Source organism: Novosphingobium sp. TCA1 (assembly GCF_009811895.1).
Classification (GTDB): domain Bacteria; phylum Pseudomonadota; class Alphaproteobacteria; order Sphingomonadales; family Sphingomonadaceae; genus Novosphingobium; species Novosphingobium panipatense_A.
In genome coordinates this window covers 219,999-234,085 of the sequence record NZ_BLJH01000007.1, presented here as the reverse complement: position 1 = coordinate 234,085, position 14,087 = coordinate 219,999, and the positions used below count along the sequence as shown (strand labels likewise).

Sequence of the window (14,087 nt, the reverse complement as noted above, 5' to 3'; positions counted from 1 at the left end):
TACGGTATCGGCATCAATTACGCCAAGACCATGTTTGGCGCATCCGAGGGCGGTCACTGAGCCCGCCTTAGATCCTTCGACAGGCTCAGGATGGCCCTTCGACAAGCTCAGGGTGAGCGAAGGTGAAACTGAAGCATTAAAACCCGCCCAGGCTGAGCCTGTCGAAGCTCCCAACGAGTACCAAGGAAACCTCAGATGAAGCCCTACCTTCTCTCGATTGCCGCCGGGTTGCTGGTAGGCGTGGTCTACAGTCTCCTCGGCGTCCGTTCGCCGGCCCCGCCGATGATTGCCCTGATCGGGCTTCTCGGTATCCTCCTGGGCGAGCAGATCGTTCCGCTGGCGAAGAAAATCATGGCCCACGAGGAAGTCGCCCAGTTCGTGCAGACCGACTGCCGCAAGCACGTCCTGGGACGGCTTCCTGGGGACAAGTTCCCCTGCCGCACTTCCGAAGAGAAGGCGGAAGCGTGATCACCCGGCGCAACACTTTGCTGGGAGCGGCGGCAACTTCGCTCCTGCCCTCACTCATTTCCAGTCAAACCGCACGTTCCAGGGAAACTTCCATGTCCGACACGATCATCGTCAACGCCAAGGTCACCACGCTCGACCGAGAAAACCCGCAGGCCGAAGCCGTGGTCATCCGTGACGGCAAGTTCCTCACCGTGGGCAGCGAGCAGGAAGCGCGCGAAGCCGCCGCGCCCGGCGCGGTGGAGATCGACGCCAAAGGGCGCCGCCTGATCCCCGGTCTGATCGACAGCCACATGCACATCATCCGCGGCGGGCTTAACTTCAACATGGAACTGCGCTGGGACGGTGTGACTTCGCTGGCAGAGGCGATGGCCATGCTGAAGAAGCAGGTCGACAACACGCCGCCCCCGCAGTGGGTCCGCGTCGTCGGCGGTTTTACCGAACACCAGTTCGCCGAGAAGCGCCTGCCGACGATCCAGGAACTCAATGCGGTTGCGCCTGATACCCCGGTCTTCATCCTTCACCTTTACGACCGCGCGCTGCTCAATGCCGCCGCCCTGCGCGTCGTCGGCTATACCAAGGACACGCCGAACCCGCCGGGCGGCGAGATCGTGCGCGATGCCGCCGGCAACCCGACCGGCCTGCTGCTGGCCCAGCCCAATGCGACGATCCTCTATTCCACGCTCGCCAAGGGCCCCAAGCTGCCGCCCGAATACCAGCTCAACTCCACCCGCCACTTCATGCGCGAAGTCAACGCGCTGGGCGTGACCGGCGTGATCGACGCGGGCGGCGGCTTCCAGAATTATCCCGACGACTACGATATCATCGAGAAGCTGCACGCCGAAGACCAGCTGACCGTGCGCATCAGCTACAACCTCTTCACGCAGAAGCCGAAGGAAGAACTGGCGGACTTCGCGGGCTGGGCCAAGCAGGTCACGCCGGGACAGGGCGACGACACCTATCGCCACAACGGCGCGGGCGAGATGCTGGTCTATTCCGCCGCCGACTTCGAGGACTTCCGCCAGCCTCGCCCGGACATGGCGCCCAGCATGGAAGGCGATCTCGAGCCCGTCATCCGCCTGCTCGCCGAGAACCGCTGGCCCTGGCGCCTTCACGCCACTTATGACGAGACGATCGGCCGCGCGCTCGACGTCTACGAAAAGGTCAACCGCGACATCGCGCTCGAAGGCATCAACTGGTTCTTCGACCACGCCGAGACCATTTCGGACCGCAATATCGACCGTATCGCCGCGCTTGGCGGCGGCATCGCCGTGCAGCACCGCATGGCCTATCAGGGCGAATATTTCGTCGAGCGCTACGGCGCGAAGGCCGCCGAACGCACGCCGCCGATCGCCCGCATGATCGCTGCCGGTATCCCCGTGGGCGGCGGTACCGACGCCACCCGCGTTGCCAGCTACAACCCCTGGGTCTCGCTCTCGTGGCTGGTCACCGGGCGCACCGTGGGCGGCCTTTCGCTCTATCGCGGCGACAACCGCGTCAGCCGCGAGAAGGCACTGCGCATGTGGACGCATGAGAACACCTGGTTCTCGAACGAAGTGGGCAAGAAGGGCCAGATCAAAGCGGGCCAGCTGGCCGACCTCGCGCTGCTGTCCGACGATTACTTCAGCGTGCCGGACAATGAGATCGTCCACATCCGCTCGATCCTGACCCTGCTGGGCGGCAAGGTGGTACACGGTGAGGGCGACTATCGCCCGCTCGCCCCGGAACTGCCGCGCCCGATGCCCGACTGGTCGCCGGTCGCCACCTTCGGCGGCTATTACCAGACGCCCGAAGCCAAGCAGAAGCTGGCCTCTGCCTGCGGCTGCGCCAGCAGCTGCGGCGTCCATGGGCATGATCATGCCGCTGCACTCGGCGCCAATGTTCCCGCCGCCGATGTCCAGACGTTCTGGGGATCGCTCGGCTGCGGCTGCTGGGCCGTCTGACCCGGTGCGGCCCTTCCCGATGAGGAAGGGCCGCATTTCATTCGATAATCTCGAACATATCGAACGATATTATTCGGATCGATAGCTGTTCGTTCGCGCCCTAAACCGCTCTCGGAAGCTCCGGCCCCCGCCCAGCACGCGGAAGCCGGACATGTCCGAGACGACGATGAAACTCGCCCCAATACCTCTCCCAAGGAGACCCTCGATGAAGCGCCTTGCCTTCCTTTTCGCCACTGCCGTGATCGCCGCCAGCCCGATCGCCGTTCCCGCCGCCATCGCCAAGCCTGCTGCCACCGCCGACTACGCGGTCGGCGCGCAGTACGACACCACCCACGTCTACGTGCCGCAAGACCAGTTCGACACCTTCGTTGCCAGCTTCGTCGCCACCTTCGGTGGCACCACCAGCAAGCAGGGCGAATTCCAGGTGACGCCGACCAAGAGCCTCACAAAATCGCAGCTCGTGCTGACCCCCGCAGGCACCGTCTCGGTCTTCGGCTTCAAGACGCCGATCCCCTATCCCTTCGGCGACGAGCGCACCGGCTATCTGGTCACCGATCTCGACGCCGCCGTGAAGTCTGCGGTCAGCCACGGCGCGGTCCGCCGTCTGGAGACTTTCCCCGACCCGATCGGCCGGGACTCGGTGATCCAGTGGCCGGGCGGCGTGAACATGCAGCTCTACTGGCACACCGCAAAGCCCAGCTACACCGCGCTTGAGACCGTGCCGGAGAACCGCATCTACCTGACCGTCGATGCCGCCCAGACCTTCATCAAGAGCTGGACCGGCTTCGCCCACGCCAAGATCACCGCCGACGACAAGGCCGCCAATGGTGCCGAGATCGGCGAACCCGGCAAGACCATCCGCCGCGTCGCGATCACCAGCGGTTATGGCAAGATGGTAGTCTACGTCTCGGATGGCCAACTGCCCTGGCCCTACGGCCGCGACATGACCGGCTATGCGGTCAGCGACCTTTCGGTGACGCTTGCCAAGGCTTCGGCCGCAGGCGTCGAAACGCTGGTGGCGCCTTACAGCACCGGCAAGCGCCAGGCCGCCATCGTCCGCTTCCCCGGCGGTTACATCGCTGAAATCCACTCCGGCGAGGTCAACTGAGCCATGTCCGGCACCGGTACGCCCAAATTCGTCGCATCGGTGCTGGACTTCGCACCGACCGGGTTCCTCGCCCGCCTCCTGCTGGTGGGCGCCTACCTCGTCGGCGGGCTCACCAAGCTCACCGACTGGCAGGGCGCCGTGGCGGAACAGACCCACTTCGGCCTGACCCCGCCCGCGCTGTGGGCAGCGCTCACCATCGCAGTGGAACTGATCGGCCCGCTGCTCATCCTTACGAACCGTTTAGTCTGGCTCGGCGCGGGAATGCTTGGCGTGTTCACCTTCTTCGCCGCGCTGATCGCCAATGCCTTCTGGGCCATGCCCACAGGCCCCGAGCGCTTCGGCGCGACCAATGCCTTCTTCGAGCACATGGGTCTTGTCGGCGGGTTCATTCTCGTGGCGATCCTGGCTTACCGGGAGAAGAACAGTGCCTGATTTCGTCGTCCCGGACTTGCTCCGGGACCGCTGGCCGGGCCGCGCCCCGCTCGCGAGCACGCGCCTAAAGACAGACAGCGGTCCCGGATCAAGTCCGGGACGACGGTTCGCCGCATTGGCTCTCTTCCTCGCAGCCGTCCTGTCCACCAGCGCCAAGGCCGAACCCACCGAAGCCTGGCAAGCCCCCACCCTCTCGATCACCCGCTACGACGAGGACTGGTCCGACCTTGCCGACGCCGAAAAGCGCGGCCACCACTGGACCGGCCCGTTCAAGTACATATCCATCGGCGACGACGCCTGGCTCTCCACCGGCATCGAACTGCGCGCGCGTAACGAGAACCTGGAGAACAACCTCTGGGGCGATGCCGAGGCGCCGAACGACAGCTACCTCTGGCTGCGCGCCCTGCCTTATGCCGATCTCCATGTCGGAGGCTTGCGCGCCTTCGTGCAACCGATCGCCTCGACTTCGGTCGGTGTCGCCCCTTCGCCCGGCCCGGTGGATGGAAGCGGCGTGGACCTGCTGCAAGGCTTCGTCGAGGCCGACCTCGGCCCAGTCACCCTGCGCGGCGGGCGGCAGATGCTCTCGCTCGGCACCGAGCGGCTGATCGGCACGCGCTACGGCCCCAACGTGCCGATCGCGTTCGACGGCGTGCGCGCGAACGTGAAGCTGGGCGCGGGCACCCTCAGCCTGCTGGCGGTAAAGCCCGTGCAGGCGCGCAAGGGTGATTTCAACGACCGCACTTCGCCCGACAAGGCGCTGTGGGGTGCCTATGCCGCAATGCCGAACCTTGATCTCTATTACCTCGGCTATCGCAACGATGCCGCGCGCTGGGGCATGCGCGAAGGCACGGAAACCCGCCACAGCCTCGGCGCACGCTGGCACGGCACAGGCGGTGACTGGCACTGGAACGTCGAAGGTGTCTATCAGTTCGGCCGCTTCGCAGGCGGTCCGATCTCGGCCTGGACGCTCGGCACCGAGCTTGGCCACGCCTTCCCGGACGCCCCGCTCGCGCCCGATCTCACCGTGCGGGTCAATATCGTGAGCGGCGACGGCAAGCGCGGCGACAACCGCCTCGGCACTTTCAACGCGCTGTTTCCCAAGGGCAAGTACTTCGGCGAGCTTTCGCCGGTCGGTCCCTACAACATCGTCAACGCCTATTCTTCGCTGGGCCTGCAACTGGCGCCGGATGTCTCCACCAGCCTCGCCGCCATGGCCTACTGGCGCGCTTCCAACGCGGACGGGATCTACGACATTCCCGGCAACCTGATCCGCGACGCGGGAGACAGCCGTGCGAAATTCGTCGGCAAGGAAGTGGAGGCCACCCTGGCCTGGCAGGCGACCGCCGAACTCGAACTTTCCGCCTCGCTCTCCGCCTTCGCACCGGGCGCCTTCATCAGGCAGACCGGCTCGGCAAAGACCATCCACATGCTCGGCCTCGAAAGCAATTTCCGCTTCTGACTGAGCCAAGTCCTTGAGATTTTGGCAGTTGCGGGACGGGCGATTCCCATGCAAGCCATGCCGGACTATCACTTCCAAAGGATCGATCATGCCGACGATGCAGGACAAACGACATGATTTTCTCTGGCTCGTCCAGCTCTGGATCCAGCGCGAACGGGACATCGCGGGCTGGACCGCAACTTGCGGAGACGCCGTGGCTGCAAGCTACCGCATCCCCGCGAACATGACGGCGCGCGATGCCGCATCCGATTTCATGGCGTTCAACAGCCAGGGATTCCGGGGCGATGCCGAGAACGGGTGCCCCGAGTGGATGAACCGGCTCGAAGATCCCGTCTACGAATGATGGCCTGTCTACGCATGACCGCGGACCGCTAAAGTGCAGCGGGAACGACCGTCTGTGCGATGACTCCGAACGGCGCAAAGCCTTCGGCCGTCCTGCCTTCCATGCGGATCCTGTCGCCATAGGACATGAACGGCGTGCTAGGCCTGCCGTCACGGATGATTTCGATGGCCCGCACTTCCGAAATGCAGCTGGAACCTACTTCGCCGTAATTCGCATTGGACACCGTGCCGGAGCCGATCACCGTACCGGCCACGAGTTCGCGCGTGCGCGCGGCGTGGGCGACAAGTTCAGGAAACGAGAAGTCCATCGCCCCGCCGTCGGCCCGTCCGAACCGCTCTCCGTTCCAGTCCACATGCAGGTCCATGCACACCCGCCCGTCATGCCAGGCATCGCCGAGAGCGTCCGGGGTGACGGCAAAGGGCGCCATCGAACAGGGCGGCTTGGCCTGCACCCAGCCAAACCCGGTCTTCATCTCGACCGGCGCGATCGCCCGCAAGGACCAGTCGTTGATCTGGACCACCAGCTTGATGTGGCCGAGTGCCTGTTCCGGGGTCACCCCCATCGGCACCTCATCGACGATCACGCCGAACTCCCCCTCGAAATCGATGCCGTCGGCCTCGCTTGGAAAGGGCACAGGATCGGTGGGGCCGTAGAAACGATCGGACATGCCCTGATACATCAGCGGACGATCGGTCTCGACGGGAGGCAGGCCGAAAGCGATCTGCATGAGTTCGCCGTGGGTGCCGAACGCGGAACCGTCGAGCCATTGCCACGAACGCGGCAAGGGCGCGCGCAATCGGGCTGCATCGAGCGGCGCCCCTTCCCCCGCTGCAAGTCGGGCCGCCAGATCGCGCAATTCCGCTTCGCAGGCAGCCCAGCTCTCCAGCGCGCCGAGCAGATTGGGCAACGACGCAGCAAGGCAACGCGTGCCGTCCTGCGAAACCACTACCAGCCTGCCGTCGGGCGTGCCATCGGCCAGTGTTCCCAGACGCATGCCGAAATCAGCCCTCTATGATGGCGACGGCGCGGGTCCAGCCTGCCGACGCGCCCTTGATCTTGTGGGGAAAGCAACTGACGGTGAAGCCGTGCGGTGGCAGCACCTCCAGATTGTGCAGCTTTTCGAGATGGCAATAGCCGATGTCCCGCCCCGCCTTGTGGCCTTCCCAGATCAGCGAAGTATCGCCGGTTTCCTGCACTTTCCTGGCCGTATGCGAGAATGGCGCATCCCATGACCAGGCATCGGTGCCGGTCACGCGCACCCCCCGCTCGGTAAGGTACATAGTCGCCTCATACCCCATGCCGCAGCCGACGTTCACGAAGTCCGGCCGCCCAAGCGCCTTGCCCGCGGCCGTATTGACGAGAACGATGTCGAGCGGTTGCAGGTCATGCCCTATCCGCGCCAATTCGGCCTCGACCTCGGCGGCGGTCACCACGTGGCCATCGGGCAGGTGCCGGAAGTCCAGCTTGACGCCGGGCTGGAAACACCATTCCAGCGGTACTTCATCGATGGTGATCGAACGTTCGGGCTCGCCGTCCCGGCCGTTCATCGTCGGGTGGAAATGATAGGGCGCGTCGAGATGCGTGCCGCTGTGGGTGGTCAGCCTGACCCATTCCGAGGCGGCGAACCCGGCGCCGTCCGGGGTATCCTCGGCGGTGACGCCAGGGAAGAACATGTCCAGTTCGCCCGCCGTGTCCATGTGGTTCTGGTAAGTGATCTCGGGCTTCAGGAACGGCGGATCGCTCACCACGTCGTTGCACAGCGTGATCGAGAGATCGATGAAGCGCCGCCTTGAGGAATGGGTGATCATGCGGTTGCTCCTCCAAGCGTTTCGGCGAACCAGTCGGAGATCAGGTCGCGGCCGTAAGCCATGTTATCGGCGCCGACATGCTCCACGCCGCCTTCGCGGGGCGTGAAGATCACCTTCTCGCGCCGGGGTGAATTGACGAGCTGGTCATAGAGGTCATCGGCATAGCCTGCGCTGATCTGGCGGTCTTCGGCACCATGGGTGACGAGGAACGGCACACGGATCGAATCCATGTGACCATTGAGGTTCATCGCCTCCGACCTGGCGAGGAAATCGTCCTGATCCTTCGCGCCGAAGGCCCAGTGAACGTGCCCCCAGTAGTGCGGCACCGGGTTCTCGCCCTCTCGCGCCATGCGCTTGTCCTGTACTTCGCGCCAGTTGTGATTGGCGCCCCAGACCGCGCCGCTTGCGAAGCGAGGTTCGTAGGCCACCGCGCGCGGTGCGAAGTGGCCGCCGAGCGAGATTCCGGTCATCCCGATGCGCATCGGATCGACGTTTGGCTGCTGCTCCAGCCAGTCGACCGCCTTGCTTGCCCAGTTTTCCGAATGCGGATCGACCGGCAGGCCCTGAAGACGCAGCGCCTCGCCCGAGCCGGGCTGATCGACACAGAGTGTGGAAATGCCGCGCCGGGCCAGTTCTTCCGGCAGGCGCGTCCAGTAGAGCAGTTCCTTGCAGCTATCGAGACCGTTGCAGAATACCACGACCGGCTTCCTGCCATCGCCGGGCGCGCGGGTGAACAGCGCGGGCATGGTGCCGCTGTCGAGCGGAATCTCCACGCGTTCGCGGTTGATCCTGCCGAGCCCGGTCGAGCGGTCGAACGCGGCGCGTGCCTTTGCGTAAGTCGCCTCGCGGCCAGGGGCGCCGTGCCCCTGCATCCGCTCCGCCGTGATCAGGTAGAGCGACGCCCGCTCCAGCTTGTTGGAGGCGGAGAAAGCGCGCCCCTTCGCCTCGTCCTCGGCGGCAAGGTCCAGCAGCTTGTCGCCCATGGCAGCCCAGGCCTTCATGAACTGCAGCGTGCCGGCGTCGGCCCCGCTGTCGGCAGCATCCCTGATCGGCTTGCACATATCGACGATCTCGCCGAGCTGGGCGCCCGATTCCATCGCGATCGCGACCGAGAGGTTCCAGATATAGTTCGGGAAATATTCGAAGAGGGCCACCGCTCAGACCTCCGACGGCTGGAACAGTTTCGCGTCGGGCTTTGGGTGGGGCATCGTCTGCGGACCGCCGACGCCGATGCTCCACTGGTCCATGACGAGCGGGGCGGGCGTGTGGACCTTGTGGACGTGGTTCTCGAAATCCACGTCCTCCAGCTCGGACGTATACTCTACCGCGAAGCCGCCGGGCGTCACGAAGTAGCTGAAAGTGTTGTTGCCCGCCGTGTGGCGCCCCGGTCCCCAGCGAATGTCGGTGCCGTGCTGCTTGAGCCGGTGTGCGCCGCGAAACATGTCGTCCACCGTCAGCATGTCATAGGCGACGTGGTTGAGGCAGGGCGGTCCGGGCAGGATGGCGACGCGGTGATGCGCCTCGTTGCAGCGCAGGAAGCACATGAAGTCCCCCAGCCAGTCGCTGATCCTGAAGCCCAGCACATCGGTGAAGAACCTCACCAGCGCCTGATGATCCGGCGAATGGACGACGATGTGGCTGATCTTGACCGGCATGCCTTCCCAGCGTGCCATCGCCCGCTTGGTCGAACGCGCGACCTCGGCGGAGATCTCGAAAGGCAGGCCGTCCGGCGAGAAGAAGCGAAAGCCATAGCCGCCGCCGGGCGCTTCGAGGGCACGGGGGGCATGGACGATCCTGCATCCCGCCGCCACGACCTTTTCGTGCAGCGCATCGACATCGGCGCGGGTATCGGCAGCGAAGGCGATCACCTCGACATGGTTGGCGTCCGATTCATGAAGGCGCACCACGTGATGCTCGTCATGGCCGTGGGTCTTGAACCAGGCAAGGCCGTCCTCCGCCGCCACTTCGACGAGGCCCCAATCGTTCACATAGAAGGCTCGTTCGGCGTCGAAATTCTCGACGCCATATCCGACGTAGCGGATCTCGGTCACTCGGGTCATGGGTCTGTCCTTGAAAAGTCGAATATCTGCACGGATGGCTGTTCAGATGGGTTGCGAGACCACCGCGAACATTTCCGCAGTAGCCTTGTGATTGTCGACCTGCGGTCCCTTGCCGATCTGGCCGTGGCAGATCTCCAGCGATTTCTCGACGATGTAGCGGCAGCGCTCGTAGCGGCGGCCGTGATAGGCGGCGAAAGCGGCTTCGGGATCGTCGTGGCGGCCGAGTTCCTCGGCCAGAACGATCGCATCCTCGATGGCCATGCCCGCGCCCTGCCCCAGATGCGGCGTGGTCGCATGGACCGCATCGCCCAGCAGGACCACGCGGCCCTTGTGCCAGGGGCCGCCGACCATCAGCCCTTCGAGCGGACGATAGACGACGCCTGCATCGTCGGTGATCTGTTCCGCTAGCGCCTGGATCCGGGGCGCGGCATGGGCCAGTTTTGCGCGCATTGCAGCGGCCAGCCCATCGCGGGGATAGTGCGGGTTTCCGGGCTCCGGGCTAGTCGCGAAAAGGTACATCCCCTCGGCACTCATCGGCACCAGGCCGACTCCTACCGGGCCGTTGTAGACGTGCAGCGCGTCGAGATCGCCGGGACGCGGGAAGTTGTAGCGCCAGACGCCCTGCCCGGTGAATTCCGGTTTTGCAACATCGGGCAGGATCGTCTCGCGCGTCTGCGAATAGACTCCGTCCGCGCCGACGACGATATCGAAACGCGCCGTGCTGCCGTCCGAGAAGCGCACCGACACGCCCCGGCCGTCGTCGTCGAGGTCCAGAACCGTCACGCCCAGCCGGATAACCGCACCAAGCGCCCTGGCACTGTCGCCCAGCACCTTCTGGAGTGCGCGGCGGCCGATGCCGACATTGGCGGGCCTCCCCGGCACCAGGCTTGGCGCGGGCACCCTTGCGACGCGCTCGCCGGAGGGAATGTAGATCTCCACCGCATCGAACCCGCAAGCCGCATCCAGGAACGCGTCGAGCACGCCAAGCTCGTCCATCGCCCGCACGACATTGGCCTGTTGAATGATGCCCACGCCGTAGACCGACCATTCGGGATCGCGCTCGATCACCGTGACCCGGTGCCCCGCGCGGCCCAGTGCGATCGCGGCGGAGAGACCTCCGATGCCGCCGCCCACGACAAGAACGTTCAGGTCATCCACGCCGGGTACTCCTCATCCCTGCAATCTGATGGAAACGCCGCATGCTTCTCTCCCGGACTCATGGCCCAAACCGCACGACTTTGCGTCATGCGCAAACAAATTAGAACGAAATTTCTAATTATGGATTTGCCCGCCGTCAAGAGATTGACAGCGCCCCCATCCGAGTCCAGATAAGAATTTCTATTCTAATATAGACGGCCGCAACGCCGCGTATCCGGGAGAAGCGACAGGCCCTGGCCAGAGCGCTTTCGTATGCCGCTGCGAACGGCCCCTTCGAAAAGGGTCACTATGTCCAAGATCCAGCGAGGCGTGAGCCTCTACAGTTTCCAGGAAGAGATGTTCCTGGGGCGGATGAACGTGGAAGACGTCGTCGCCTTCGCCGCGTCGATCGGTGCCCCCGGCATCGAGATCCTGCCCGAACAGAACATGCCGACGTTCCCCGACATCACCGATGCCCAGGTCGGCCAATGGCAGGACATGCTGGCCCGTCACGATGCGCACTTCACCTGCTACGACATGTTCCTGGACACCAAGCTGCGCAAGGGTGAGGTCCTGTCGGACGAGGAGCAGGTGAACAGCATCCGGCGCGACCTGGCCCTGTGCAACCGCCTCGGCATTCGCAACATGCGCGTGCTGATCTTCGTGCGCCCCGATATCCTGGAAAAGTGCGTGCCTTATGCCGAGCAGCTCGACATCCACATGGGGGTCGAGGTTCACGCACCCTGGCATCTGGAACACGCGTGGATCCTGCGCACGATCGAGGTCGCCGACCGTCTCGGCACGAAGCATCTCGGCATCCTGCCCGACATGGGCGTGTTCATGAAGCATTATCCGCCCGAATTCCGCGCCCGGTTCGAACGGCAAGGCGCTCGCCCCGAAGTCACGCAGTTCATCGTCGACCAGCACGAGCAGAAGATCATGTGCGAATACACGATCTATGAGGTCGCGGTGAAGATGGGGGGCAACAAGGCCGAGATCGCCATGGCCGAAACGCTGCGCCATGCGCCTTATGCCAACCCGAAGCGCATCAAGGACTATGCCCCCTACTTCCGCCACATCCAGGCCAAGTTCTACGGCATGACCGAGGACTGCACCGACCCGACCATCGCCTATGACGAGGTGATCCCCGAACTGGTCAAGTGCGGCTGGGAAGGCACGCTTTCCAGCGAATACGAAGGCAACCGCTGGATCCAGGACGTGGAGGAAGTGAACAGCCGCGAACAGGTGCGCCGCCAGCACGTCATGTTCGAGAACCTCATCGCCAAGGCCGAAGCCGCGCTGGAGACCGCCTGATGTTCGACAAGTACCTCATCGACGCCGCCAGTCTGCGCAATACCGGCCCGGCCGACGCACCCACCGGCTTCGCCTTCGAAGCCAAGCTGGGCTACTATCGCGGCCTCGGCCTCTCGATGATCGAAAAGCTGGACGTTGCCATCGACGGCGAACCTGTCGCCCGCGATGCCGTGCGTTTCGACGAAGGCGCCGGGCCATTGACGCTCGACGAGATGGAACTGGCCTACGACCGGCGCTGGCCTTTCGGTATGCCCGCGACAATCCTCGTGGATCATCCGGGCGGCTTTCCCGCCGGCGAGCACGAACTCTCGCTGCTGCAACAACTCCGTGTCTCCTACCTGCCGTTCCCTTCGATCAATACCGACAGCAAGACCGTGGCGGTGCCCGCATGATCGACCGGCGCGGCGCCTTGCACCTCGGTGCCTTCGCCAGCGCAGGTCTTGCCGGGGCTGCGGGGAGCGTCGCGCCGGCCTTGGGCGCTACAACGGAACAGCCTCCCGCAGGCATCGAGGGCCAGCGACGCCCTGATCTTGGCAACGGGACCTATCTGAACCCGGTCCTGGCGGGCGACTTCCCGGATCCGACAATCCTGAAGGACGGAGAGGACTACTACCTCACCCACTCCTCCTTCGAGGCGGCCCCCGGCCTGCTGATCTGGCATTCACGCGATCTTGTGAACTGGACGCCTATGGGCCCTGCACTGCAGAACCCTCTGGGCATCGTATTCGCCGTCGATCTCGTGAAGCATGATGGGCGCTATTACATCTACATCCCGTTCATGGCGGCGCCGTGGTCGAAGGGATTGAAGAGCTTCGCCAACATCTACGTCATCCACGCCGACGACATCCGCGGCCCCTGGAGCGACCCTGTAGACCTCGGCATCGGCGGTCTCATCGATCCCGGCCATGTCGTGGGAGAGGATGGCAAACGCTATCTTTTCCTCAGCGGCGTAAACCGCGTTCGCCTGAGCGACGACGGCCTCGCCACCGACGGCCCGGTGGAGAAAGTCTACGACGGCTGGAAATACCCTGACGACTGGATAACCGAAGCCTATTCGCTCGAAGGCCCGAAACTGATGCGGCGTGGGGACTGGTTCTATCTCGTCACCGCCGTGGGCGGTACTGCCGGCCCGCCGACCGGCCACATGGTCACCGTCGCGCGCTCCCGCTCGATCGACGGGCCATGGCAGGATTGTCCGCACAATCCCATCGTCCGTACATGGAACCCGGCGGACAAATGGCTGTCGCGCGGACATGCCAGCTTCGTCGAAGGTCCGGGCGGGGACTGGTGGGCCGTCTATCACGGATATGAGAACGGCTTCCACACGCTCGGCCGCCAGACCCTGCTGGAGCCGATCCGCTGGGATGCGGAAGGCTGGCCCCGCGCCATGGGCGGCGACCTTGCAAAACCGCTGCCTTCACCGCGCGGCGGCAAGGCGGAAGCGCACGGAATGGCATGGTCGGACGACTTCACTACGCCGGCACTGGGCACCCGTTGGCGGTTCTACAATCAGGCTCCGACCGAAGCGGCACGGGCACGGATCGGCGGCGGCGTGCTGGAACTCACCGCGAAGGGTCGCGGCCCGAACGATGCTTCGCCGCTTACGCACCTCACCGGCGACCGGGCTTACGAATGCTCGGTATCGCTGGAACTGCAAGGCGAGGCGCAGGGCGGACTCCTGCTGTTCTTCAACGACCGGCTGTTCCTCGGCATGGGCTGCGACGGCGAACGCATGATCAGCTATCGCGGCGGCAAGGCGAGCTACTGGCAGGAGCCCGTCGCAAAGAGCCGGAAAATCGACCTGCGCATCGTCAACGCACGCAATATCGTGACGATGTACCACCGGGTGCCCGGCGGCGAATGGATACGTCACGCCGTGCGCAGCGAAGTCTCGGGCTACCACGCGAACACCATGGACGATCTCGCCAGCCTGCGTCCGGCGCTGTTCGCCAGCGGCACGGGCGTGGCGCGTTTTCGCGACTACCGCTACCGTGCCCTGAACCGGGGATGAGGGAGGG

14 protein-coding genes are annotated in these 14,087 nt (G+C 64.6%); 9 read left to right on the top strand and 5 right to left on the bottom strand.

Annotated elements, in window-relative coordinates:
* Positions 1 to 195 precede the first annotated feature (195 nt).
* The 6 genes from NTCA1_RS11330 to NTCA1_RS11305 all read left to right on the top strand — a co-directional run bounded on the left by NTCA1_RS11330 (position 196) and on the right by NTCA1_RS11305 (position 5,750).
* Positions 196 to 468, top strand: a complete 273-nt coding sequence (locus tag NTCA1_RS11330) for a DUF1427 family protein (RefSeq protein ID WP_086489868.1) — start codon at positions 196 to 198, stop codon at positions 466 to 468.
* Between the two features lie 92 nt (positions 469 to 560).
* Positions 561 to 2,408, top strand: coding sequence for an amidohydrolase (locus NTCA1_RS11325; protein ID WP_159830574.1), 1,848 nt, complete (start codon positions 561 to 563; stop codon positions 2,406 to 2,408).
* Between the two features lie 205 nt (positions 2,409 to 2,613).
* Positions 2,614 to 3,516 (top strand): glyoxalase, encoded by a 903-nt coding sequence (locus NTCA1_RS11320; protein WP_159830573.1) that lies wholly within the window; start codon positions 2,614 to 2,616, stop codon positions 3,514 to 3,516.
* 3 nt (positions 3,517 to 3,519) lie between these two features.
* Positions 3,520 to 3,948 carry a DoxX family protein gene (locus NTCA1_RS11315; RefSeq protein WP_086489865.1) on the top strand — a complete coding sequence of 143 codons (429 nt, stop codon included), beginning with the start codon at positions 3,520 to 3,522 and terminating at the stop codon, positions 3,946 to 3,948.
* 115 nt (positions 3,949 to 4,063) lie between these two features.
* A complete protein-coding gene (locus NTCA1_RS11310) occupies positions 4,064 to 5,407 on the top strand; it encodes an alginate export family protein (RefSeq protein WP_236549245.1) in 1,344 nt (447 codons plus the stop codon).
* Positions 5,408 to 5,495: 88 nt separating this feature from the next.
* Positions 5,496 to 5,750: a hypothetical protein gene (locus NTCA1_RS11305; RefSeq protein WP_086489863.1), complete on the top strand. Its 255-nt coding sequence runs from the start codon at positions 5,496 to 5,498 to the stop codon at positions 5,748 to 5,750.
* Positions 5,751 to 5,778: 28 nt separating this feature from the next.
* Here the strand turns inward: NTCA1_RS11305 and NTCA1_RS11300 are convergent, their stop codons facing one another.
* Genes NTCA1_RS11300 through NTCA1_RS11280 form a run of 5 tightly spaced genes read right to left on the bottom strand, consistent with a single transcriptional unit; the run spans position 5,779 to position 10,776 of the window.
* Positions 5,779 to 6,744, bottom strand: coding sequence for a fumarylacetoacetate hydrolase family protein (locus tag NTCA1_RS11300; RefSeq protein ID WP_086489862.1), 966 nt, complete (start codon positions 6,742 to 6,744; stop codon positions 5,779 to 5,781).
* Between the two features lie 7 nt (positions 6,745 to 6,751).
* Positions 6,752 to 7,558: a cyclase family protein gene (locus NTCA1_RS11295; protein ID WP_086489861.1), complete on the bottom strand. Its 807-nt coding sequence runs from the start codon at positions 7,556 to 7,558 to the stop codon at positions 6,752 to 6,754.
* The gene (locus NTCA1_RS11290; RefSeq protein ID WP_159830572.1) at positions 7,555 to 8,712 is read right to left on the bottom strand and encodes a S9 family peptidase; all 1,158 of its coding nucleotides are present in this window, start codon (positions 8,710 to 8,712) and stop codon (positions 7,555 to 7,557) included. Before NTCA1_RS11290 ends, NTCA1_RS11295 begins: the two co-directional genes overlap by 4 nt.
* Before the next feature lie 3 nt (positions 8,713 to 8,715).
* On the bottom strand, positions 8,716 to 9,618 hold the full coding sequence (locus NTCA1_RS11285; protein WP_159830571.1) for a VOC family protein: 903 nt from the start codon (positions 9,616 to 9,618) through the stop codon (positions 8,716 to 8,718).
* 42 nt (positions 9,619 to 9,660) lie between these two features.
* Positions 9,661 to 10,776 carry an FAD-dependent oxidoreductase gene (locus NTCA1_RS11280; RefSeq protein WP_159830570.1) on the bottom strand — a complete coding sequence of 372 codons (1,116 nt, stop codon included), beginning with the start codon at positions 10,774 to 10,776 and terminating at the stop codon, positions 9,661 to 9,663.
* A gap of 288 nt (positions 10,777 to 11,064) precedes the next feature.
* Between NTCA1_RS11280 and NTCA1_RS11275 the strand changes: the two genes are divergently transcribed.
* From NTCA1_RS11275 to NTCA1_RS11265, 3 genes are read left to right on the top strand one after another with little or no spacing between them, the layout of a single operon-like run.
* A complete protein-coding gene (locus NTCA1_RS11275) occupies positions 11,065 to 12,069 on the top strand; it encodes a sugar phosphate isomerase/epimerase (RefSeq protein WP_159830569.1) in 1,005 nt (334 codons plus the stop codon).
* Complete coding sequence (locus tag NTCA1_RS11270) at positions 12,069 to 12,461, top strand: DUF6379 domain-containing protein (RefSeq protein WP_159830568.1); 393 nt, start codon at positions 12,069 to 12,071, stop codon at positions 12,459 to 12,461. The genes NTCA1_RS11275 and NTCA1_RS11270 overlap by 1 nt, the downstream gene beginning before the upstream one ends.
* A complete protein-coding gene (locus NTCA1_RS11265) occupies positions 12,458 to 14,080 on the top strand; it encodes a family 43 glycosylhydrolase (RefSeq protein WP_159830567.1) in 1,623 nt (540 codons plus the stop codon). Before NTCA1_RS11270 ends, NTCA1_RS11265 begins: the two co-directional genes overlap by 4 nt.
* Positions 14,081 to 14,087 lie beyond the last annotated feature (7 nt).